This is a genomic window from Allosphingosinicella sp., assembly GCF_046295735.1.
Classification (GTDB): Bacteria; Pseudomonadota; Alphaproteobacteria; order Sphingomonadales; family Sphingomonadaceae; genus Allosphingosinicella.
Window position 1 is genome coordinate 148,383 of the sequence record NZ_JBKBMQ010000008.1, and the last position, 21,347, is coordinate 169,729.

The following is a 21,347-nucleotide window of genomic DNA, read 5'->3' on the forward strand; positions in this document are numbered from 1 at the left end:
CGCGCCGGATCGGGAGGTAAGCGTGGCGTCTGAAGCACACAGCGGAGCGGCGGCGGCGGGACGCGGCGAATTCAGGCTCGGCTGGAAGCCGCTGTCGGCGGCCTTGCTCGGCGTCGCCTGCGGCGCCTCGCCGATCCCGTTCAACGTGCTGCCGCTGGTGATGGGGCCGATCAACGCCGAATTCGGCTGGGGCTTTCTCGAGATCAGCCTCGGCGTCACCATCTTCGGCATCACCGCCTCCCTGCTCGCGCCGGTGGTGGGCGGGCTCGCCGACCGCCACGGCGTGCGGCCGGTGGCGCTCACCTCGCTCTTCCTGTTCGCGGTCGCCTTCTCGCTCTTCTATTTCACGCCGTCGAACCTCACCGGCTATTATCTCCTGTGGCTGCTGGTCGGCCTGATCGGCATCGGATCTACGCCCGTCACCTGGAGCCGGGCGATCAACATGTGGTTCTTCAGGAATCGCGGGCTCGCGCTCGGCATCATGCTGCTCGGCACCAGCCTTGCCGGCATGGTCGTGCCGCAGATCGCGGGGCGGGTGACCGAGGCCTATGGCTGGCGCATGGCCTTTCCGGCGCTCGCCTTGCTGCCGCTGCTGGTGGCGTTGCCGATCGGCCTCCTCATGTTCCGCGAGCCGCGGCCGGAGGAGCGGCCCGCCGGCCTCTCCGATTCGGCGGGGGCGGTGCTCGGCATGACGGTGAAGGAGACGGCGCGCACCTACCGCTTCTGGGTGCTGCTGCTGTCGATCGCCTGCATCGCGCTCGCTTATGGCGGCGCGCACATCCACATGGCGCAGATCGTCCAGCTCCACGGCTTCGGGGTCGGCACGGCGGCGAGCGTGATGGGCGTGGTCGCGCTCGGCATCATGTCGGGCCGGATCATCGTCGGCATGCTGTTCGACCGCTTCTGGGCGCCGGCCGTCGCCTTTCCGGTGCTCGTCCTGCCGGCGATCGCCTGCTTCATGCTGATGGGCACGTCCACGGCGCTGATGCCGCTGGTGATCGGCGGCTTCATGCTCGGCTTCGCGGCGGGCGCGGAAAGCGACGTCATCGCCTATCTCGCCTCGCGCTATTTCGGCATGGCGCATTACGGCAAGATCTACGGCCTCCTCTACATGCCGTTCGGCATCTTCTCGGCCATCTCGCCGATGGTCTATGGCGGCGTGCGCGACGCGACCGGCAGCTACGACCTGATGCTGATGGCGGCGGCCGGCCTGTTCGTGATGGGCGGCGCGCTGCTCCTCGTGCTCGGCCGCTATCCCGACTGGACCAGGCCCGCGGCAGCGCCGGCACCGGCGCCGGGCCTGCCGGAAGCGGCCTGATGGCGCAGGCGGCGCATGCGCCCGGCCTCATCGGCCGCCTCGCCGACCTGCTCGGCCCCGAAGGCCTGATCACCGACGCCGCGGAATGCGCCTTCTACGCGCAGGACGTGTTCGCCGCCGGGCCCGCACCGCTCGCCGTGATCCGCCCCGCCGACAAGGAGGTGCTGGCCGCGGCCGTCGCGCTCGCGACCGGCGAGGGCGTCGCCATCGTGCCACGCGGCGGCGGCATGAGCTATACGCAGGGCTATGTCCCCGACGCGCCCGGCGCGCTGATCGTCGATCTCGGGCGGATGAACCGCATCCTTGCGATCGACGAGGAGGACATGACCGCGACCGTCGAGGCGGGCTGCACCTGGGAGGCGCTCCACCGCGCGCTGAAGCCCAGGCGCCTCCGCGCCCGCGCCTGGGGCACCTTGTCCGGCATCAAGGCCAGCATCGGCGGCGGCATGAGCCAGAACGGCATCTTCTGGGGCGCGCGCGACGGGACGGTGGCGAACGCCGCGCTCGCCTTCGAGGTCGTGCTCGCGGACGGGCGGATCGTCTCGACCGGCAGCGACTTCTTCCGCCCCTACGGGCCCGATCTCACCGGCCTGTTCGCCTGCGACACCGGGGCGCTGGGGATCAAGGCGACGGTGACGCTGCAGCTCGTCCGCGAGGGCGCGGCCTTCGCCTACGGCTCCTACGCCTTCGCCGACGAGGGATCGTTCCTGCGCGCAATGAGCGCGGTGGCGCGCGAGGGGCTCACCTCCGAATGCTTCGGCTTCGATCCGTTCCTCCAGGCGCAAAGGATGAAGCGCGACAGCCTGGCGAAGGATGCGGGTCAGCTCCTCAACATGATGAAGGCGCAAGGATCGGCCTGGAAGGCGCTGAAGGAAGGCGCGAAGGTGGTCGCCGCCGGCCGCTCCTTCCTCGACGATGCCGGCTTCTCGCTCCACGCGGTCTGCGAGGCGCGCCACCAGGCGGCGGCCGACGCCGATCTCGCCGCCATCGCGGACATCGCGGCGGCGGAAGGGGGCAGGCCGGTCGAGAACAGCATCCCCAAGGTGCTGCGCGCCAACCCCTTCCCGCCGGTCAATTCGATGGTCGGGCCGGAAGGCGAACGCTGGGTGCCCGTCCACGGCTTCCTGCCGCACAGCCGGCTGGCCGAGGGATGGGCGGCGATCCAGGCGCTGTTCGCCGGCCGGGCGGAGGAGATGGAGCGGCTGGGCGTCGGCGCGGGCGCGATGTTCGCGGCGGTGAGCCCGTCCTGCTGCCTGATCGAGCCGGTCTTCTTCTGGCCCGACGCGCTGGACGAGCTCCACCGCCGCTCGGTCGAGCCCGCGCACCTCGCCCGCCTCAAGGGCTTTGCGCGCAACCCCGAGGCGCGGCGGCTGGTGGAGGAACTGCGCGAAGGCGTGGTCGATCTCTTCACCCGGCTCGGCGCGGCGCACCTCCAGATCGGGCGCACCTATCGCCTCGGCGAGGCGCACGATCCCGGCGCATGGGCCTTGCTGAAGGCGGTGAAGCAGGCGGTCGATCCCGGCGGCCTGATGAACCCGGGAAGCCTCGGCCTGTGAGGGAGGGCGACAGATGCTCATCGACCGGCGCCAGACGATCGCCGCCATGCTTGCCTCGGCCCTGCCATGGCCGCACATTGGCCACGCCATGACCCGCAGCCCCGCCTTCGCCGCCGTCGCGATGCAGCTCGCCGCCCGTTCCGTGGAGGCCGCGCCCGACCGCGCCGCCGCCCGCCGCCAGATGCTGGCCATGATCGAGGAGGTGGGCGCGAAGCTGCGCTCCGCCTCGATCTTCATCGCCCAGTATGGCGGCAGCCCGGTGCGGCTCGCCGTGCTGCCCGAATATCTGCTGACCTCCTATCCGGGCCGCATCTCGATCCCGGATTTCGCCGACAAGGGGGCGATCGCCGAGGACGGGCCGGAATTTGAGGCGCTGGGCCGCATAGCCTCCAGCCAGAACCTGTTCCTGGCCGGCAACGCCTACGAGACCGACCGGCACTTTCCGGGCCTCTATTTCCAGACGAGCTTCCTCGTCGCGCCGAGCGGGGAGGTGGTGCTGCGCTATCGGCGGCTCAATTCGATGTTCGCGCCGACGCCGCACGACGTCTGGTCGCGCTATCTCGACATCTACGGGATCGAGGGCGTGTTCCCGGTGGCGCGGACCGAGATCGGCAACATCGCCGCCATCGCGTCCGAGGAGATCCTCTATCCCGAGATCGCCCGCGCCCACGCGCTGCGCGGGGCCGAGATCTTCGTCCACAGCTCCAGCGAGATCGGCTCCCCGCTCGCCACCCAGAAGGACATCGCCAAGCGGGCAAGGGCGTTCGAGAACATCGCCTATGTCGTCTCCGCCAACACGGCCGGGATCGAGGGCACGACGATGCCGCTCGCCTCCGCCGACGGCAATTCCGTGGTGGTCGATTACAAGGGCGCGCTGCTCGCCGAATCGAACAGCGGCGAGACCTTCACCGCCTTCGCCGACATCGACCTCGACGGCCTGCGCGCGCAGCGGCGCAAGCCCGGCATGACCAATTATCTGGCGCGCCAGCGCACCGCTTTGTTCGCGCAGGTCTATGCCGATGCCGACTTCCAGCGCGCCGACAGCCTGATCGACGGAAACCAGGTCCGCATCCCGGACCGCGACCATTTCCGGCGCGTTCATGACGAGGTGATCGAGCGATTGTCGAAAAAGGGACTGATATGAAACGCGAAGATGTGGCACCGCCCTACACGGCCGTAGCCCGGCACGGCGTGTTCCCCGAACCCCGCCACGACGAGGCTGCACGGTTCAACTTCCTCGCCAATCTCAACAAATATGTCGCGGGCGTGCTCGGCGCGGGCAACAAGCTCGCCTACGACCGGCGCGTCCTCCCCGCCTTCCGCAAGGAGCATGGCCGCGATCCCAGGGACCGGTTCGAGATCCGGGCGGCGATGAACCGCGATCCCTACCACCGCTTCTGGTCGGCGCTGAAGCGCAACTCGATGGAGATGCGCCAGCAGAACGGCCGGGCGATGGTGCTGCGCCAGCTGGACGAGCTCGACGCCCGCGCCCGCCAGTATAATGAGGGCCGCGACACGCTGGAGCTCCATCCCGAGGTGGAGGTGCCGCGCTACCAGGCGGCGGTCGACATCCACTGCATGCCCGGCTCCTATCATGGCGAGGAGCGGCCGGGCGACGTTTCGGCCGGCGCCAATTACGATTGCGGCATCTTCGCCACGACGGCGGGCGGGCTCGGCGCGCTTTCCGACGGCGGCGGGCAGGCGCTGGTCGAATGGATCGGCAAGGAACGGCCCGGCTGGGTGCCGCGCCGCATCCTCGATATCGGCGTCACGATCGGCCACAACGCCGTCCCGCTCGCGCTCGCCTTTCCGGAGACGGAGGTGATCGCGATCGACACGGCGGCGCCGGTGCTGCGCTACGGCCATGCCCGCGCCCAGGCGCTCGGCGCCCGCAACATCCGTTTCGTCCAGGCGAGCGCCGAGGAATTGTCGCGCTGGCCGGACGGCCATTTCGACTGGGTGCAGACGACCATGTTCCTGCACGAGACCAGCGGCAAGGCGCTGCCCCGCATCCTCCACGAGCTGTACCGCGTGCTCGCGCCCGGCGGGCTGATGCTGCATCTCGAGCAGCCGCAATATTCGGACGAGATGCCGCTCTACGAACAGTTCATCCGCGACTGGGACGCGTTCAACAACAACGAGCCCTTCTGGTCGGCGATGCACGCGCTCGACCTCAAGGAGGAGATGGTGAAGGCGGGCTTCGACCGCGAGGACATCTTCACCACCGGCGTGGTGGCGGTGGTCGACGAGACGATCTTCCCCAAGAGCAAGCATGGCGAGGGCGAGGATCATGGCCGCGCCGCCGCCTGGCACGCTTATGGCGCCTGGAAGCAGGCGGAAGCGGCAAGGGCGGCCGCGGAATGAGCGAGGAGATCGACTGGGCGGTCCGCGCCAACGCCAAGCCCAAGGGGAAGAGGCCGCAATATTTCGACGACCCGGCGCTCGACCGGATGCTGTCGATCCTGATGGCGGTGGCGGGCGAAGTGTCGGTGCTGCGCGAGCGGCTCGACACGGTCGAGCGGCTGCTGGAGCGGAAGGGCACGATCAGCCGCGCCGACATCGATGCCTATGCGCCGGACCGGGACGCCGGCTTCGAGCGCGGCGCCGCCACCCGCGAATATATCGCCCGCATCCTGCGCGGCGTGCACCAGGACCTTGAGGCGCTGAAGGAAAGCGAGCCGCCGCTGGAGGACGTCAGCCGGCAACTGCGCGACTTATAATCCTCCCTGTCGCCGAAGGCGATGGGGAGGGGGACCGCACGAAGTGCGGTGGAGGGGCAATCGGCGCCGGTCGGCCCCTCCACCAGCCTTCGGCTGGTCCCCCTCCCCATGGAGCTTTGCTCCACGGGGAGGATGGGGGCTCACCGTCCCAAGCCGGGCGGCGACGAGACAGCTCGCAATCAACGGGCGTGCCGCTCCAATCCTCCCTGTCCGCGAAGCGGATGGGGAGGGGGACCGCACGAAGTGCGGTGGAGGGGCAAACGGCGCCGGTCGCCCCTCCACCAGCCTTCGGCTGGTCCCCCTCCCCATGGAGCTTTGCTCCACAGGGAGGATTGGGGGGTTACCGCCCCAGCGCTTCCTCGGAATAGGCGCCGAGCGGGAGCGGCGCGCCTTGCTGGACGATCAGGGCCTGGCGGCGGAAGAAGCGCATCAGGCCGCTTGCGCCCATGCGGGACGGGCCGAGGCCGGACAGCTTGAAGCTCGATTTCTCGGCCTCCCACACCATCGAGGTGAGCGCGCCGTCGTTGATCGACACGGCGCCGGCCTCCAGCCGGGCGGCGACCGCGGCCGCCTCCCCGGTCGTGCCGGCGATCACCGCCGCCGACAAGCCGAAGCTCCCCTGGTTGGCGAGCGCCACGGCTTCCTCGACCGTGTCGAACGGGGTGACCGGCAGGACGGGGCCGAACGTCTCCTCGCGCATCACCGCCATTTCGGGCGTCACGTCGGCAAGGATCGTGGGGCGCAGGTAGAGGCCGCCGCCATGCTCCTCCACTTCGCCGCCGGCAAGGATGCGGGCGCCCTTCGCGCGGGCATCGTCGATCTGGGCGGCGACGATCTCCGCCTGGCGGGCGAAGATGAAGGGGCCGATATCGCCCTCGGCGATGTCGGCCGCGTTGAGCCGCACCTTCTCCGCCTCGCGCACGAGGGCGTCGAGGAAGGGACCGGCGATCGCCCGCGCCACGTAGATGCGCTCGATCGACTGGCAGGCCTGGCCGGTGTTGACCACGCTCGCCCGGAGCGCGGTCGCCGCCGCCGCGACCGGATCGGCGCTCGCCAGCACGATCATCGGGTCCTTGCCGCCAAGCTCCAGGCTGGCGGGGATGAAGGCGCGGGCGGCCGCCTCGCTGACCTTGCGGCCCGTCGCCACCGATCCGGTGAAGCAGAGGAAATCGACCTGTTCGACGAGCGCCGCGCCGGTCGCGCCGTCGCCCTCGATCAGGTCGAGGACGGCCGCCAGCTCCGGCACGTCGCCGACGCTGCGCATCAGCGGCGCGATGAAGCGCGGCGTCACTTCGGACGGCTTGACCAGGACGGCGCAGCCCGCGGCGAGGGCGGGGACGGCGTCGATGAGCGCGAGGGTGAGCGGGAAGTTCCAGGGGCTGATCGCGCCGATGAGCGGATAGGGGACGAGGCGCGGCTGCACCGAAATGCCGGGAATGGAGGTCGGCGCCTCCTTCGCTTCCGCGTCGCCGATCAGCCTTGGGGCGGCCTCGGCCCAGCGCCGCACCAGCCGGGCGAGGCCCGCCACCTCCATGCGCGAGATGCCGCGCCGGCCGGTGTCGATGGTGAGCGCCTCGGCGATCTCGTCCGTGCGGCGGTCGATCGCCTCCGCCCAGCGCAGCAGGACTTGGGCGCGGCCCTCGGGCCCCAGCGCCGCCCAGCCGGGCTGAGCCTCGCGCAGCGCCGCGGCGCGGGCGGCGACCTCGCCGGGGCCGAGCGGATCGATGCTGTAGTCGATCAGCCCGGTGCGCGGATTGCGGACGCCGAGGCTCACGCCTGCTGCGCCTGCCACGCGTCCAATATCTCGTCGCCCCGCGCGAACCAGGCGCCGCCCTCGGCGAGCCGGCCGAGCAGCCGCTCGAAGGCGGCGATCCGGTAGGGGAGCGCGATGATATAGGGCGTGAGATGGAGCGGCAGCATCCGCCCGCCATATGCACTTGCCTCGGCGTCGAGCAGGCGGAAGGCGTCCATCACCTGCTCCGCATAGGAATCGGCCGATTGCTGCTGGACGGTGATGACCTGCCGGTCGGACAGTTCGTGGTTGAGGGACAGGTTGACGATCGGCCCGGCCGCGGTCGTCATCCGGTAGGGCAGCTCGTCGTTAGGCCAGTCGCACATATAATCGAGCCCCGCCTCGGCCAGCAGGCGCGGCGTGTTCCAGCTTTGCGAGCGGGCGATCGACAGCCAGCCCCGCGGCCGCCGGCCCGATGCGCGCTCCAGCATGTCGAGCGAGCGGGCGATCAGGGCCCGCTCCGCATCCTCTTCGAGCCCGGTCGCGATCGTGCCGTTCATGTCGGTCGAATGGGCGACGATCTCATGGCCGTCGGCGAGAATGTCCTCGACGAGGCGCGGATAGCGTTCGGCGATAGCGCCGTTCACGGCCACCGAGACCTTCGCCCCCACGGCGCGGAAGGCGTCGAGCAGGCGGTAGAAGCCGACCCGGGTGCCATATTCGCGCGCCGTGTAATGGCGATAGTCGGGATAGGGCGTCTGCATGTGCCCCGGCGCGCGGAACGGCGTGTCGGACGGCGTCAGCGGAAACCATTCCAGGCTGACGACGCACCACAGCGCCACCCGCGCGCCGCCGGGCCAGGCGACCGGCGGCCGATCGAACAGGCTGGAATAGGGGTAGAGCTGGTGGTCCATCCCGCGGCGGCGGGCGGGATAGTCGAGATAGGAGGGGTCGAGGCTCATCGCGCCGCCTCCCAACATCCGTTCGGCCTGAGCCTGTCGAAGGCCGCCTTTTTCTTGTTCGAACGCGTGGGAGAAGAGAAGGAGCGGCCTTCGACAAGCTCAGGCCGAACGGTTCTCGGGGTGGCGGAGCGGGGCCTCATTGCGCCGCCTCCTCCGTCTGCGCGACGAAGCTGTCGACGATCTCGCCCGCCTTCGCGATCCAGGCGCGGCCGTCGGCGGCGATATGCTTCAGCACCTCCTCGAACGGGCCGATCCGGTGCGGCTGGCCGATCAGATAGGAATGGAGCGGGATGCACATCACCGTGCCCGATCTCTCCCCTTCCTCGGCGAGCCGGTCGAACTGGCGGATCAGCGTGTCGGCATATTCGCGCGGGCTCATATTGTAGATGAAGAAGCCGTAATGGTCGTTGACCTCCAGGCTGTAGGGGATCGCCGTCAGCCGGCCGGACTTCACCTTCACCCGGGTCGGCTGGTCGTCATGATAGAGGTCGCAGGTATAATCGAGGCCGTATTCGGCGATGAGATCGAGCGTGCGGGGCGTGTGGGTGAGCGCGGGGGCCAGCCAGCCGCGGATGCGCTGGCCGGTCGCCGCTTCCACGGTGCGGATCGAATCCTCGATGATCGCCCGCTCCTGCGCCTCGTCCATGCCGTAGCTGTAGCGGGTGTTGTAGATGCCGTGGCTGAAGAATTCCCAGCCGCGCGCGGCGGCGTCCTCTACCACCTCCGGGATATGGTCGCACAGGGCGACCGACAGGCTGACCGAGCCCGGAAAGCCGTGGCGGCTCATTGCCTCGGCCATGCGCCAGTGCCCCACCCGGTTGGCATGGTCGCGGTGGCCGTAGCCGACCACGTCCGGATGCGGGCGCGCCCAGCTCTTGCGCTGCGGATTGGCGGGCGGGTCGATCTCGTAAAATTCGAGATTGGGCGCCACCCACACCGCGCAGGTCTTGCCGCCCGGCCAGACGAGCTTCGGCCGGCCGCGATAGGGGGAGAAATCGTAGAGCTCGGGATCGGCCTCCATCATGCCCCTCTCCCTTTAAGGGAGAGGGTGGGAGGGTGAGGGCGAAGGCGCGCCTGTGGCGCGCTCACCCTCATCCGCCCCTTCGGGGCACCTTCTCCCGTCAAGGGAGAAGGGAAAAGCTGCGCCGCCATCACCGCGCCTCCAGCCAGTCCACCACCGCCTGCACCGGCTCGACATCGGCATATTTGAGCTGGAGGTCGGTGAGGTTGGCGTAGTGATAGCTCTCATGCTTGTCGGCGCAGGTCTCTATGGGGACGATCGTCCGGTAGCCGTGGCTGAGCGCGTCGACGGCGGTGGCGCGGACGCAGCCCGACGTGCTGCCGCCGGTGACGATGACGGTGTCCACCTTGTGCCAGACGAGGTAGCTGGCGAGCGGCGTTTCGAAGAAGGCCGACGGCATCCGCTTGGTGAAGGTCATGTCCTCCGGCGCGATCTCCAGCCGGTCGTCGAAGGCGTGGCGCTCGCTGCCGTACCGGATGTTCTGGAGCGAATCCTCGGTGTTGGTGCGCGTGCCCCAGACGCCCGCGTCGGCGGCAGTGTCCATGTAGGCGACGCGGCTCCAGATCACCGGCATGCCGCGCTCGCGCGCGAGCCGGGAGATGGTGTTGATATGCTCGATCTGGCGGGGATCGGTCTCGTAGGCGGTCTTGAACCTGTCGATCCGGGTATAGGCCTGCTGCAGATCGACGTTCACGATGGCGAGCTTCTCGCCGAAGCCGAACTTGTTGCGGGCCGGATTGGACATCACCTGCTCGAACAATTCGCGCGCGGTGCGCCCGTCCGAGACCATTTTCGTACCGACCAGATCCACTATCGCCTCTCCTGCCGAGCGGCAGGCAGATTGCGGCAAAAAAAGGGGGGTTGTCGAGAGGAATTTGTCCGGACAAATTGGCGGCATGATCATCACCCGTCATTTCCTGGACGTGGAGGGCCGCCGGGTTCACTACCGGAAGGCGGGCGAGGGGCCGCCGCTGCTGATGATCCACCAGAGCCCTCGCTCCTCGGCCGAATATGAGGGGCTGATGCGGGAATGGAGCGGGCGCTTCACCTGCATCGCGCCGGACACGCCGGGCTTCGGCCAGTCCGATCCGCTTCCGGGCGCGCCGGAGATCGACGATTTCGCCGACGCCGTCCTCGCCTTCATGGACGCGGTGGGGCTCGGGCGCTGCGCCGCTTATGGCTTCCATTCTGGCGGCATCATCCTGATGACGGCCTTACGGCGCCGCCCGGAGCGGTTCGAGACGCTGGCGATCGGCGGCTATGCGGTCTGGACCGAGGAGGAAAGGGCGCTGTTCGCGGACCGCTACCTCCCCGCCTTCCGGCCAAGCGCCTATGGCGAGCATCTCGCCTGGCTGTGGAGCCGGGTGCTGGAGCAGAGCTGGTTCTTCCCCTGGTTCGACCTGCGCGACGAGGCGCGGCTGCCGGGCGCGCATGACGATCCCGAGCGCGTCGACGCGGTGGTGCGCGAGCTGCTGGACAGCGGCGATGCCTATCGGGCGGGCTATGGCGCGGTGCTGCGGGCGCCGCGCGACATTCCGGACACGAATGCGGCGGTGCCGCCGGTGCTGATCACCGCGTACGACGGCGATCCGCTGCAGGCGCATCTCGCCCGGCTCGGCCCCCTGCCCCGGGGCTGGGAGGCGCGGCCGGTCGCCACGCCCGCGGAGCACAGGCGGGAGAGCTTCGAATTCCTCGCGGCGCGGGTGGAGGCGCCTTGCCCGGCTCTGGCCGAATGCGGAAGCGAAGGCTTCGTGCACGTGGAGGCGGCGGGCTTTTCCGGTCTCGTCCACTGGCGCGGCGACGGCGCAGCGGGGCGGGCGATCCTCCATGGCCCGGGCGAATCGCTCGAGCTGATCGAGACGGACGCCCTCGCCGTCGACCTTCCCGGCCACGGCCTCTCCGATGACTTTGCTTCAAACGATCCGGAGCACTGGGCGGAGGTCGCCGCCGCGGCGCTGGCAAATGCAAGTTGTACGGACATTTCCCTAGTGGCCGGGCAAGGCCTTTCTGCTCTCTTCGCGCCGTCGGTGGCGCGGCGGCTCGGCGCGGAGGCGGAGGGCGTCGCGGCGCATATCCCTTGCGAGGAGGACCGGGAGGCGTGGCTGGAGCAGCTGTTCGATCCAGCACCCGACCGGTTCGGAAGCCATCTTGCCGCCGCCTGGCAGATCGCACGCGCCGGCACCTTCTTCTGGCCCTGGTTCCGGGCGGGCGCAGCGTCCGCCATACCCTTCGATCCCGGAGCGGCCTCCCCGGAGCGGCTCGCCCTCCGCCACCGCGCGCTGATGCGCGGGCGCGGCGCCGCCGCACTCACCCGCGCGCTGCTGACCGCGGACCGCGCGCGCCTGATCGAGGCCGCGCCGATCCGCGCCTGGCGCATGGCCGATTGGGCGATGCGGCGCACCGATCTATGGAAACCGATTATCGAAGGAGAGACATGATGGGCATTCGCGAGGACATGCCGCTTCTGGCGCGGCACGAAGGCGTGTGGGAAGGCGTTTACCGCTATTACAACGACAAGGGCGAGAAGGTGGACGAGCACAAGTCGCTGCTGGTCTGCCGCATCCCGGAGGACGGCCCCTATCCCTATCACCAGACCAACCATTATCTATGGGACGACGGGCGCCGCGACGTGCGCGACTTCCCGGCGGACTATCGCGACAAGCGCGTCTGGTGGGACAATGATCTCATCAAGGGCTGGGCGGCCGAGGAACCGCTCGACGAGCACAGGCGCACCGTCGTCCTCTACTGGCAGCGGCAGGGCGATCCCGAGCTCTACCTCTACGAGATGATCCAGATCGCCGACGACGGGCAGACGCGCTGCCGGACCTGGCACTGGATCCGCTCCGGCAAGCTCGAGACCCGCACCGCGATCGAGGAGCGGCTCGTGACCCGCGACTGGCGGACCTACGAGGCGGAGCATCTGAAGGAGCAGGCAGCCTGACGCATCCCAAGACCCTGTTCGACAAATTGTGGGAGGCGCATGTCGTGGCGGACCTGCCCGGCGGCGCCTCCCTGATCGCGATCGACCGCATCTTCCTGCACGAGCGCACCGGCGCGGCCGCGCTGAAGTCGCTCGCCGAGGCGGGGCGAGCGATCGTCGATCCCGAGCGGGTGTTCTGCGTGGTCGATCATATCGTCGACACGCGCCCCGGCCGCACCGACCGGACCCTGGTGCCCGGCGGCCAGGCCTTCATCACCGAGACGCGGGCGGCGGCGCGGGCGGCGGGCATCAACTTCATCGACGTCGGCGATCCGCGCCAGGGCATCGTCCATGTGATCAGCCCGGAACTGGGGGTCGTCCTGCCCGGCGCGACCCTGATCGCCCCGGACAGCCATACCTGTACCCAAGGGGCGTTGGGCGCGCTCGCCTGGGGCATCGGCTCGTCCGAGGCGGAGCATGCGATGGCGACGGGGACGTTGCGGGTGCAGCGGCCGGCGTCGATGCGGGTGCGCTTTTCCGGGCGGCCCGGCTTCGGCGTCACGCCCAAGGACATGAACCTTGCGCTGATCGCGGCGCACGGCTCCGGCGGAGGGGCGGGTGCGGCGATCGAATATGCGGGCGAGGCGGTCGAGGCGCTCGACATCGAGGGGCGGCTCACCTTGTGCAACATGGCGACCGAGTTCGCCGCCATGACCGGCTTCGTCGCGCCCGACGAAACCACCTTCGCCTATCTGAAGGAACGGACCTTCGCGCCGAAGGGCGAGGAGTGGGAGGCGGCCGTTGCCGCATGGCGCGGGCTGCGCAGCGACGAGGGCGCGGCTTTCGACCGCGAGATCGAGATCGATGCGGCGTCGATCGCGCCGATGATCAGCTGGGGCACCAACCCGGAGGCGGCGCTGCCGATCGACGGGCGGGTGCCGGACGACGCCGATCCCCGGCCGCTCGGCTATATGGAGCTGTCGCGCGGCCAGCGGCTGGAGGGAACGCCGATCGACGCCGCCTTCATCGGCAGCTGCACCAACAGCCGCCTGTCGGACCTGCGCCGCGCCGCGAGCCTCTTGCGCGGCCGCCGGATCGCGCCGCACGTGCGCGCGCTCTGCGTCCCCGGATCGACCGAGGTGAAGCGCGCGGCCGAGGCGGAGGGGCTGGACCGGCTGTTCGTCGAGGCGGGGTTCGAGTGGCGCGAAAGTGGCTGCTCGATGTGCTTCTATGCGGGCGGCGAGAGCTTTCCGGCCGGCTCGCGCGTCGTCTCCTCCACCAACCGCAATTTCGAGGGGCGGCAGGGCCCGCGCATCAAGACCCACATCGCCAGCCCCGAGACGGTGGTGGCGAGCGCGCTGGCCGGCGCCATCGCCGATCCGAGGGAGCTGGCGCGATGAGCGCCTTCGATCCCGTTGACCGCGTGAGCGGGGTGGCCGCGCCGCTGATCCGCGACAATGTCGATACCGACGCGATCATCCCCTCGCGCGAGATGAAGAGCACCGGCAAGACCGGCTTCGCCGACGGCCTGTTCGCGGGCTGGCGCTATACCGAGCCGGGCGGGCGCGAGCCGCGCCAGGATTTCGTGCTGAACCGGCCGGAATATCGCGGCGCTACGATCCTGCTCGCCGGCGCCAATTTCGGATCGGGATCCTCGCGCGAGCATGCGGTCTGGGCGCTGAGGGAATATGGCATCCGCGTCGTGGTCGCCGCCGGTTTCGCGCCGATCTTCTACGGCAATTGCATCCGCAACGGCCTCGTGCCCGCGACCCTGCCCAAGGACGACATCGTCGAGATCGCCGCGGCGGTCGCGGCCGATCCGCAGCGCACGCCGCTCACTATCAGCCTCAGTTCCTGCCGGGTGCTGCTGCCCGACGGGCGGAGCTGGACCTTCCCGATCGAGGACGAGGCCCGGACCATGCTGCGCGAGGGGCTGGACGCGATCGACATCACCTTGAAGATGAAGGACCGGATCGAGGCGTTCCGGCAGCGGGACCGGAAGGCGCGGCCCTGGATATACATCGGAGGAGCGCGGGCATGACGGCGGTGCTGGTGAGCGAGGTCGGCCCGCGCGACGGCCTGCAGAGCATTTCGCGCACGATGCCGCTGGAGGCGAAGAAGGCCTGGATTCGCGCCGAGGCCGAAGCGGGCGTGCGCGAGATCGAGGTCGGAAGCTTCGTGCCGCCCGCGCTGCTCCCGCAGATGGCGGACACGGCCGAGCTGGTCGCCTTCGCCCGCACCGTCCCCGGCCTCGCGGTCGCCGTGCTGGTCCCGAACCTGAAAGGCGCGGAGCGGGGGATCGCCGCGGGCGCGCACAAGATGTCGATCCCCTTCTCGATGTCCGAAACGCACAGCATCCGCAACGTGCGCAAGGACCATCCGGCGATGGTCGCCGAAATCCGCGCCATCGCCGATCGGGTGCGGCAGGAGCCGGCCGAGACCCGCCCTCATTTCGAGGTCGGCCTCGCCACCGCCTTCGGCTGCACGATCGAGGGGCCGGTCGAGGAGGAGCAGGTCGTCCGCCTGGCCGAGGCGGCGATCGAGGCGGGGGCCGCCGAGGTGGGGCTCAGCGACACGACCGGCTATGCCAATCCCGCGCAGGTGAAGCGGCTGGTGCGCAAGGTGAAGGCGGCGGTGGGGCCGAAACGGCTCAACACGCTCCACCTCCACAACACCCGCGGCCTCGGCCTCGCCAACGCGCTGGCGGGGCTGGAGGAGGGGATCACCACGCTCGACAGTTCGCTCGGCGGCCTCGGCGGCTGCCCGGCCGCGCCGGGCGCGTCCGGCAATATCGTGACGGAGGACCTTGCCTTCATGCTCGCCGCGATGGGGATCGAGACCGGGATCGACCTGCCGAAACTGCTCGCTGTGCGCGCGATCCTCGAAGAGGCGCTGCCCGGCGAGCCGCTCTACGGCTTCACGCCCGATGCGGGCCTGCCGCTCGGCTTCGGGGGACGGGCATGAGCGCGCCCGCGCCGCTCGCCGGCCTCAAGGTGGTGGAATTCACCCACATGGTGATGGGGCCGGCGGTGGGGGCGATCCTCGCGTCGCTGGGGGCGGAGGTGGTGCGGGTGGAGCCGATCGGCGGCGACCGGACGCGCCGTCTCCTCGGCTCCGGCGCCGGCTATTTCCCGATGTACAACCGGCACAAGGCGAGCATCTGCATCGATTTGAAGCATGAGGAGGGCGTCGCCGTCGCCCGCGACCTCGCGGCCGCATCCGACATCCTGGTCGAAAACTACCGCCCCGGCGCGCTCGACCGGCTCGGCCTCTCCTACGAGAAGCTGGCCGCGCTCAACGAGCGGCTGATCTATTGCTCGGAAAAGGGATTCCTGCCCGGCCCCTATGAGAACCGCACCGCCCTCGATGAAGTGGCGCAGATGATGGGGGGCCTTGCCTATATGACCGGCCCTCCCGGCCGTCCGCTCCGCGCCGGGGCGAGCGTCATCGACGTGACCGGCGGCATGTTCGGCGTCATCGCCATCCTCGCCGCGCTGGAGGAGCGCCACCGCACCGGGCGCGGGCAGAAGGTGCAGAGCTCGCTGTTCGAGACCACCGTCTATCTGGTCGGCCAGCATATGGCGCAGAAGGCGGTGACCGGCCGCGCGGCCGATCCGATGCCGGCGCGCATCTCGGCCTGGGCGATCTACGACGTGTTCGAAACGGCGGACGACAGCCATGTCTTCGTCGGCGTGGTGACCGATGCCCTGTGGGAGAAGTTCTGCGCCCTGTTCGGTCTCGACGACCTCTGGGCCGACGAGAGCCTGCGCGAGAACAATGCCCGCGTCCTCGCCCGCGACCGGTTGCTGCCCCGCATCCGGGAGCTGCTGCGGACCTTTACCAGCGACGAGCTGATCGCCCGGCTGGAGGGCACCGGCCTTCCGTTCGCGCCGATCGGCCGGCCGGAAGACATGTTCGACGATCCGCATCTGGCGGCCTCCGGGGGGCTCGAGCCGACCTGGCTCGCCGACGGCCGGGAAACCCGCCTCCCGGCCCTGCCGATCGAAATGAACGGCGCCCGCTTCGCCCGCGAGTCCCGCCTCCCGGAAGCCGGCGCCGATACGCAGGACGTCCTCCAGGGCCTGGGCTACGACGAAGCGCGGATCGCGCGGCTGAGGGAGCGCGGGGCGATCGCCTAATTCCCGAAGGGCGGGCCGCCCCCCAGCAGGCCGCGCAACACCAGCTCGACATGGGCGTGGCGGTAATCCTCCATGTCGAACGCCTCGTGCGGCGCGAACAGGATGGCGAACAGGGCGGCGACGATGGTCGGGGCCATCAGGATTTCGGGATGGCGGACCAGCCCGCCGGGCGCGAACTCGCCGCGCGCCGCGCCGCGCTCCAGCACCGACCGGATCAGCGCCTTGCCCTGCGACATGATCTCGCGGTGGTAGAATTCGGCGAGCCAGGGGAAGCGGCGCCCCTCGGCGATGACGAGATGGGTGAGGAGCCGCCGGTCGGTCCCCGCGATCTCCCGGTACATCGTCTCCCCGATCAGCTGGAGCTGGGCGACCGCGCTCATCTCCGGATCGCTCTCGATCAGCGTGCGCAGCCGCTCGATCAGCGGCAGGAAGTCCGCCCGCACCACCGCTTCGAACAGCCCCTCCTTGGTCGGATAATAAAGGTAGACCGTCCCCTTCGACACGCCCGCGCGCCGGGCGATGTCCTCCATCTTGGTGAGCGCGAAGCCGTTTTCCACGAAGGCCGCGCGGGCGGCGTCGAGCAGCTCGCCGGGGCGCGCGTCCTTGCGGCGGCGGCGGCGGCAGGCGGGAGGGGAGGGCGGTGGATGGACCAAATGCGGTGTTGCCTTTTCGGCTGACGCTGTTAATGACCCATCGGTCAGTAAGCGTAAACGTCACCTTTGGGAAGGCCGAAAATGGGCTGGATCGCTCTGCGCATGCTGACCGGCGACAAGGTCAAATATTACGGCCTCATCTTCGGCATCGCCTTCTCGACGCTGCTGATCGCGCAGCAATCCACCCTGTTCGTCAATCTGATGCTGCGCGCCTCCGCTTCGGTGTGGGAGATCACCGATGCCGACATCTGGGTGATGGACGCCAAGACCCAGTTCGTCGACGGCACGCTGCCGCTGCCCGACACCGCGCTCTACCGGGTGCGCGGCGTGCCCGGCGTCGCCTGGGCGGTGCCGCATCTGAAGCAGGGCGCGGCGGTGCGCACGGCCGAGGGCCGGCTGGAGCAGGTGTCGGTGCTCGGCGTCGACGACGCCAGCCTGATCGGCCTGCCGCGCGTGGTGCTGGCCGGCAATCTCGGCGATCTCAACGCGCCCGACAGCCTGTTCATCGACGCGGTCGGCGCGCGCAAGCTCTTCCCCGGCGTCGAGGATCCGATCGGGCGGGAGATCGAGCTCAACGACCGCCGCGCCGTCATCCGGGGCGTGGTCGACGCCAACCCGAGCTTCACCTCGGGCGTGCTGCTCTACACCCGCTATTCCAACGCGCTGAACTACGTACCGGGCACCCGCAACCGGATGAGCTTCGTGCTCGCCAAGGCGGAGGCGGGGCGCGATACCGCCGAGGTCGCGCGGGAAATCGAGCGCGCCACCGGCCTCAAGGCGCGCACCCAGCGCGAATTCGCGCTCGATTCGATCTCCTACGTGGCCGCCAATACCGGCATCCCGATCAATTTCGGGATCACGGTGGTCCTCGGCTTCATCGTCGGCGTCGCGATCGTCGGCCTCACCTTCAGCCTGTTCATCCGCGACAATATCAAGCAGTTCGGCGCGCTGAAGGCTATCGGCGTCACCAACGCCAAGATTCGCGGGATGGTCGCGCTCCAGGCCGGCTGGATCGGCTTCATCGGCTATTCGATCGGCATCGGCCTCGCCACCTCCTTCATCGTCTTCGGCGGCTCCAATTCGGACACGTTCAAGGGCTTCTACACGCCCTGGCCGATCATGGTCGGCGTCGCGGTGGCGGTGCTGCTGATGGTGTTCGCCACCGGCTTCGTGGCGCTGCGCCGCGTGCTCAAGACCGAGCCCGCCGAGGTGTTCCGGTGACCCGCGCCCCCGCCATCCGCACCCGCGGCGTCGTCAAGGATTTCGGCGCCGGCGGCACCCGCGTGCGCGCGCTCCACGGCATCGACGTCGACGTGATGCCGGGCGAGCTCACCTATCTCGTCGGCGAATCCGGCTCGGGCAAGACGACGCTCATCTCGATCATCGCCGGCATCCTCTATCCGTCCGAAGGCACGGTGAACGTGTTCGGGACCGAGATTTACGATCTTCGCGAGAACGACCTCGTCCGCTTCCGCCTCGCGAACATCGGCTTCATCTTCCAACAATATAATCTCATCCCCACCCTCACCGCCGCGGAGAATGCCGCGGTGCCGCTGGTCGCGGCGGGGATGAAGCGCGGTCCGGCGGTGGAGCAGGCGGCGGAGACGCTCGCCCGGCTCAACATCGGCGATCTCGCCGGACGCCTGCCGCGCCAGCTGTCCGGCGGCCAGCAGCAGCGCGTCGCCATCGCCCGCGCGCTCGTCCACCAGCCGCGCCTCGTTGTGTGCGACGAGCCCACCGCCGCGCTCGACGCCTCGTCCGGACGCCGCGTGATGGACCTCCTCCGCCAGGTCTCGGTCGGCGACGACCGCGCCGTGATCATCGTCACCCACGACAACCGCATCTTCGACCTCGCCGACCGCATCCTCACCATCGAGGACGGCCGCATCGTCTCCGACGCGAGCGGCGCCGCTCACGCCGAAGCCGCACTTCAGGACTAGGCCATGACCCGCATCCCCTTTCCCCGGCAGTTCCTCCCCGTCCTCGCGCTGGTCGCGCTCGGCCTCGCCATCTTCTTCGTGGCGACCACCCAGCCCAACCGCGCCGCCAGCGATCCCGCCATCAAGCCGCCGACCGCGCCCGCCGACGGGGCGGGCCCCACCGTCGCGGGCGCGGGCCTCGTCGAGCCGTCGAGCGAGCTGATCGAGGTCGGCGCCCAGCGGCCGGGCGTCGTCACCCGCATCGCGGTCAACCCGGGGGACCGGGTGGGCGCGGGCCAGCTGCTTTTCACCGTCGATGATCGCGACGCGCGCGCCCGGCTCGGCGAGGCGCGAGCGGCGGTGCGGCTGGCGCGCGAGCGGGTGGACGCCGCCCGCGTCGACCTGCAGGCCGCCGAGCGGCTGCTGCGCCTCTACACCTCCGTCGAGGATCCCCGCGCCGTCGCGGAGCAGCAGGTGATCGACCGCCGCGCCGCCCGCGACCAGGCCGCCGCGCGGCTCGAGGTCGCCCGCGCCGAGCTCGCCCAGGCCGAGGCGCAGGCGGCGAGCGCCGCCACCGCCGCCGCGCTGCACGAGGTCCGCGCCCCGCGCGCCGCCGAAGTGCTGCAGATCCGCACCCGCGAGGGCCAATATGCCACCGCCGGCCCGGCGCCCGGCAACAACGATCCGCTGATGATCCTCGGCGAGACCCGCCCGCTCCACGTCCGCATCGACATCGACGAAAGCGAGATCGGCCGGGCCGAGCTCGGCGCGCCGGCGATCGTCAGCCCGCGCGGCAATGCGGGCCTTCGGGTGCGCGCCGCCTTCGTCCGCACCGAGCCGCTGGTCGTCCCCAAGCGCAGCCTCACCAACCAGTCGGCCGAGCGGGTGGACGTCCGCGTGCTCCAGCTCGTCTACGCCTTGCCGGTGGAGGCGGAGGGCTTCTTCGTCGGCCAGCAGGTCGATGCCTTCCTGCCCGCGCGCCGCGCCGCGGGCGAGCGGACCGCCGCGCGATGAGGAGCGCCGTCCTCCTCGCCGGGCTGCTGCTCGCCGGCTGCGCCACCGTGGCGCCGCCTACGGTCGTGGAGCAGCCGCTGCCGCCGGCCTTCTTCACGCCGCCCGAGGCGGCCGGGCTCGCCCCCGCCGACTGGTGGGCGCGCCGCCTCGACGATCCGGGCCTGCGCCGGCTGGTCGACGCGGCGCTCGCCGGCGCGCCCGATCTCGGCGCGGCGACGGCGCGGGTGGCGGCCGCCCGCGCCGCGCTGCGGGCGAGCGAGGCCGAGCGGCTGCCGCTCCTCAACGGCTCCGCGAGCGCGACCTTCACCCGCACCGCCCCGGGCGAGTTCGGCCTGCCGGCCGGCCTCCCGATCGAGACCGAGCGCCTCGCCTGGCGCGCGGGGGTGGAAGGCAGCTGGGACGCGGACCTGTTCGGCCGGCTCGCCGCCGATCGCCGCGCCGCCGCCGCCCGGCTCGACGCGGCGGGCTTCGAGGCGGAGGCGGTGCGGCTGACGCTCGTCACCGACGTGCTGCGCAACGCCGTCGCAGCGCGCGCCGCCGCCGCCCGCGAGGCGGTCGCCGCCCGCAACGTCGCCGCCGCCGAGGAACTGGTCTCCGTCACCCGCAGCCGCGCACGCGCGGGCCTCGCGCCGGGCCTGGACGGCGTGCGCGCCGAAGCGCTGCTCGCCGAGACCGCGGCCACGATCGCGCCGCTGCGGGGCGAACGCGGCGCGCGCATAGCGGCGCTGGCGACGCTCACCGGCCTCGCGCCGGCCGAGATTGCCGGCCTGGTGGAAGCGCCGCCCGCGCGGCTCGCGTTCGGCGCGCCGGCGGCCGGCATCCCGTCCGATCTGATGCTGCGCCGTCCCGACATCGCCGCCGCGCTGGCGCGGCTCGCCGCCGCCGACGCGGACCGCGCCTCGGCGGCGGCCGCCCGCTTCCCGCGGCTCAGCATCACCGGCGCGGTCGGCCTGGTGGCGGGCACCCTCGGCGGCCTGTTCAGCGGCGACGCGGTCAGCGCGGCCGCGCGGCCGGCGCTCGCCGGGCCGCTGCTCGATTTCGGCCGCAACCGCGCGCGCGAGGAGGGCGCCGTCGCCCGCGCCGACGAGGCGGCCGCCCTCTACCGCGCGACCGTGCTGCGCGCCTTCGGCGAGGTGGAGGCCAATCTCGCGGCGATCGACGCCGCCCGGCGCCGCATCTCGGCGCTCGGCCGGCTGGTCGGCACCGCCGAGGAAGCCGCCGCCATCTCGCGCATTCAGTATCGCCGCGGCCTCGCCGATGTCCTCGGCTCGCTCGACGCGGAGCGGGCGGCGCTGCGCGCGCGCGAGCAGTTGATCGCCGCCGAGGCGGAGCTGGCCGACGCCGAAATCGCCTTGTTCCGGGCGATCGGCGGCGACTTGCCCCGCCGCTGACG

The 21,347-nt window shown here is 70.6% G+C and carries 20 protein-coding genes; 15 read left to right on the top strand and 5 right to left on the bottom strand.

From position 1 onward, the window contains the following. Window positions 1-22 precede the first annotated feature (22 nt). From ACK4K7_RS09445 to ACK4K7_RS09465, 5 genes are read left to right on the top strand one after another with little or no spacing between them, the layout of a single operon-like run. Complete coding sequence (locus ACK4K7_RS09445; protein ID WP_431865463.1) at window positions 23-1,318, top strand: MFS transporter; 1,296 nt, start codon at window positions 23-25, stop codon at window positions 1,316-1,318. After that, window positions 1,318-2,874 (top strand): FAD-binding oxidoreductase, encoded by a 1,557-nt coding sequence (locus tag ACK4K7_RS09450; RefSeq protein WP_431865465.1) that lies wholly within the window; start codon window positions 1,318-1,320, stop codon window positions 2,872-2,874. Before ACK4K7_RS09445 ends, ACK4K7_RS09450 begins: the two co-directional genes overlap by 1 nt. 13 nt (window positions 2,875-2,887) lie before the next feature. Next, the gene (locus ACK4K7_RS09455) at window positions 2,888-4,018 is read left to right on the top strand and encodes a nitrilase-related carbon-nitrogen hydrolase (protein WP_431865467.1); all 1,131 of its coding nucleotides are present in this window, start codon (window positions 2,888-2,890) and stop codon (window positions 4,016-4,018) included. After that, window positions 4,015-5,238, top strand: a complete 1,224-nt coding sequence (locus ACK4K7_RS09460) for a methyltransferase domain-containing protein (protein WP_431865469.1) — start codon at window positions 4,015-4,017, stop codon at window positions 5,236-5,238. Before ACK4K7_RS09455 ends, ACK4K7_RS09460 begins: the two co-directional genes overlap by 4 nt. Continuing rightward, complete coding sequence (locus ACK4K7_RS09465) at window positions 5,235-5,594, top strand: hypothetical protein (protein WP_431865471.1); 360 nt, start codon at window positions 5,235-5,237, stop codon at window positions 5,592-5,594. Before ACK4K7_RS09460 ends, ACK4K7_RS09465 begins: the two co-directional genes overlap by 4 nt. A gap of 340 nt (window positions 5,595-5,934) precedes the next feature. On the opposite strand, the gene ACK4K7_RS09470 is transcribed toward ACK4K7_RS09465, so the two are convergent. The 4 genes from ACK4K7_RS09470 to ACK4K7_RS09485 all read right to left on the bottom strand — a co-directional run bounded on the left by ACK4K7_RS09470 (window position 5,935) and on the right by ACK4K7_RS09485 (window position 10,120). After that, window positions 5,935-7,368 carry an aldehyde dehydrogenase family protein gene (locus ACK4K7_RS09470; RefSeq protein ID WP_431865473.1) on the bottom strand — a complete coding sequence of 478 codons (1,434 nt, stop codon included), beginning with the start codon at window positions 7,366-7,368 and terminating at the stop codon, window positions 5,935-5,937. Further along, a complete protein-coding gene (locus ACK4K7_RS09475; protein ID WP_431865475.1) occupies window positions 7,365-8,288 on the bottom strand; it encodes a polysaccharide deacetylase family protein in 924 nt (307 codons plus the stop codon). Before ACK4K7_RS09475 ends, ACK4K7_RS09470 begins: the two co-directional genes overlap by 4 nt. 136 nt (window positions 8,289-8,424) lie before the next feature. Continuing rightward, window positions 8,425-9,312 carry a polysaccharide deacetylase family protein gene (locus ACK4K7_RS09480; RefSeq protein ID WP_431865477.1) on the bottom strand — a complete coding sequence of 296 codons (888 nt, stop codon included), beginning with the start codon at window positions 9,310-9,312 and terminating at the stop codon, window positions 8,425-8,427. 127 nt (window positions 9,313-9,439) lie between these two features. Next, complete coding sequence (locus tag ACK4K7_RS09485) at window positions 9,440-10,120, bottom strand: isochorismatase family protein (RefSeq protein WP_431865478.1); 681 nt, start codon at window positions 10,118-10,120, stop codon at window positions 9,440-9,442. 85 nt (window positions 10,121-10,205) lie between these two features. Between ACK4K7_RS09485 and ACK4K7_RS09490 the strand changes: the two genes are divergently transcribed. The 6 genes from ACK4K7_RS09490 to ACK4K7_RS09515 are packed head-to-tail and all read left to right on the top strand — an operon-like array spanning window position 10,206 to window position 16,368. After that, window positions 10,206-11,747 (top strand): alpha/beta fold hydrolase, encoded by a 1,542-nt coding sequence (locus ACK4K7_RS09490; RefSeq protein WP_431865480.1) that lies wholly within the window; start codon window positions 10,206-10,208, stop codon window positions 11,745-11,747. Further along, on the top strand, window positions 11,744-12,250 hold the full coding sequence (locus ACK4K7_RS09495; RefSeq protein WP_431865482.1) for a DUF3598 domain-containing protein: 507 nt from the start codon (window positions 11,744-11,746) through the stop codon (window positions 12,248-12,250). The genes ACK4K7_RS09490 and ACK4K7_RS09495 overlap by 4 nt, the downstream gene beginning before the upstream one ends. Next, complete coding sequence (locus tag ACK4K7_RS09500; protein ID WP_431865535.1) at window positions 12,247-13,629, top strand: 3-isopropylmalate dehydratase large subunit; 1,383 nt, start codon at window positions 12,247-12,249, stop codon at window positions 13,627-13,629. The genes ACK4K7_RS09495 and ACK4K7_RS09500 overlap by 4 nt, the downstream gene beginning before the upstream one ends. Further along, complete coding sequence (leuD, locus tag ACK4K7_RS09505; RefSeq protein WP_431865484.1) at window positions 13,626-14,270, top strand: 3-isopropylmalate dehydratase small subunit; 645 nt, start codon at window positions 13,626-13,628, stop codon at window positions 14,268-14,270. The genes ACK4K7_RS09500 and leuD overlap by 4 nt, the downstream gene beginning before the upstream one ends. Then, window positions 14,267-15,193 carry a hydroxymethylglutaryl-CoA lyase gene (locus ACK4K7_RS09510; RefSeq protein ID WP_431865486.1) on the top strand — a complete coding sequence of 309 codons (927 nt, stop codon included), beginning with the start codon at window positions 14,267-14,269 and terminating at the stop codon, window positions 15,191-15,193. The genes leuD and ACK4K7_RS09510 overlap by 4 nt, the downstream gene beginning before the upstream one ends. Then, window positions 15,190-16,368 (top strand): CaiB/BaiF CoA transferase family protein, encoded by a 1,179-nt coding sequence (locus ACK4K7_RS09515; protein WP_431865488.1) that lies wholly within the window; start codon window positions 15,190-15,192, stop codon window positions 16,366-16,368. Before ACK4K7_RS09510 ends, ACK4K7_RS09515 begins: the two co-directional genes overlap by 4 nt. Here ACK4K7_RS09515 and ACK4K7_RS09520 read toward each other — a convergent pair. Continuing rightward, complete coding sequence (locus ACK4K7_RS09520; protein ID WP_431865490.1) at window positions 16,365-17,021, bottom strand: TetR/AcrR family transcriptional regulator; 657 nt, start codon at window positions 17,019-17,021, stop codon at window positions 16,365-16,367. The genes ACK4K7_RS09515 and ACK4K7_RS09520 overlap by 4 nt on opposite strands. A gap of 81 nt (window positions 17,022-17,102) precedes the next feature. Here ACK4K7_RS09520 and ACK4K7_RS09525 point away from each other — a divergent pair, with 81 nt between their 5' ends. From ACK4K7_RS09525 to ACK4K7_RS09540, 4 genes are read left to right on the top strand one after another with little or no spacing between them, the layout of a single operon-like run. Beyond that, entirely contained in the window at window positions 17,103-18,242 is a 1,140-nt protein-coding gene (locus ACK4K7_RS09525; RefSeq protein WP_431865492.1) for an ABC transporter permease, read from the top strand. Beyond that, window positions 18,239-18,961, top strand: coding sequence for an ABC transporter ATP-binding protein (locus ACK4K7_RS09530; RefSeq protein ID WP_431865494.1), 723 nt, complete (start codon window positions 18,239-18,241; stop codon window positions 18,959-18,961). Before ACK4K7_RS09525 ends, ACK4K7_RS09530 begins: the two co-directional genes overlap by 4 nt. A 3-nt stretch (window positions 18,962-18,964) precedes the next feature. Further along, the gene (locus tag ACK4K7_RS09535; RefSeq protein WP_431865496.1) at window positions 18,965-19,954 is read left to right on the top strand and encodes an efflux RND transporter periplasmic adaptor subunit; all 990 of its coding nucleotides are present in this window, start codon (window positions 18,965-18,967) and stop codon (window positions 19,952-19,954) included. After that, entirely contained in the window at window positions 19,951-21,345 is a 1,395-nt protein-coding gene (locus ACK4K7_RS09540) for an efflux transporter outer membrane subunit (protein WP_431865498.1), read from the top strand. Before ACK4K7_RS09535 ends, ACK4K7_RS09540 begins: the two co-directional genes overlap by 4 nt. Window positions 21,346-21,347: the final 2 nt, after the last annotated feature.

Excerpts from the sequence above, each read along its gene's own strand:
- ACK4K7_RS09450 (WP_431865465.1), top strand. The coding sequence starts at position 1,318 with ATGGCGCAGGCGGCGCATGCGCCCGGCCTCATCGGCCGCCTCGCCGAC.
- ACK4K7_RS09455 (WP_431865467.1), top strand. The coding sequence starts at position 2,888 with ATGCTCATCGACCGGCGCCAGACGATCGCCGCCATGCTTGCCTCGGCC.
- ACK4K7_RS09460 (WP_431865469.1), top strand. The coding sequence starts at position 4,015 with ATGAAACGCGAAGATGTGGCACCGCCCTACACGGCCGTAGCCCGGCAC.
- ACK4K7_RS09465 (WP_431865471.1), top strand. The coding sequence starts at position 5,235 with ATGAGCGAGGAGATCGACTGGGCGGTCCGCGCCAACGCCAAGCCCAAG.
- ACK4K7_RS09475 (WP_431865475.1), bottom strand. The coding sequence starts at position 8,288 with ATGAGCCTCGACCCCTCCTATCTCGACTATCCCGCCCGCCGCCGCGGG.
- ACK4K7_RS09480 (WP_431865477.1), bottom strand. The coding sequence starts at position 9,312 with ATGATGGAGGCCGATCCCGAGCTCTACGATTTCTCCCCCTATCGCGGC.
- ACK4K7_RS09490 (WP_431865480.1), top strand. The coding sequence starts at position 10,206 with ATGATCATCACCCGTCATTTCCTGGACGTGGAGGGCCGCCGGGTTCAC.
- ACK4K7_RS09495 (WP_431865482.1), top strand. The coding sequence starts at position 11,744 with ATGATGGGCATTCGCGAGGACATGCCGCTTCTGGCGCGGCACGAAGGC.
- leuD (WP_431865484.1), top strand. The coding sequence starts at position 13,626 with ATGAGCGCCTTCGATCCCGTTGACCGCGTGAGCGGGGTGGCCGCGCCG.
- ACK4K7_RS09510 (WP_431865486.1), top strand. The coding sequence starts at position 14,267 with ATGACGGCGGTGCTGGTGAGCGAGGTCGGCCCGCGCGACGGCCTGCAG.
- ACK4K7_RS09515 (WP_431865488.1), top strand. The coding sequence starts at position 15,190 with ATGAGCGCGCCCGCGCCGCTCGCCGGCCTCAAGGTGGTGGAATTCACC.
- ACK4K7_RS09525 (WP_431865492.1), top strand. The coding sequence starts at position 17,103 with ATGGGCTGGATCGCTCTGCGCATGCTGACCGGCGACAAGGTCAAATAT.
- ACK4K7_RS09535 (WP_431865496.1), top strand. The coding sequence starts at position 18,965 with ATGACCCGCATCCCCTTTCCCCGGCAGTTCCTCCCCGTCCTCGCGCTG.
- ACK4K7_RS09540 (WP_431865498.1), top strand. The coding sequence starts at position 19,951 with ATGAGGAGCGCCGTCCTCCTCGCCGGGCTGCTGCTCGCCGGCTGCGCC.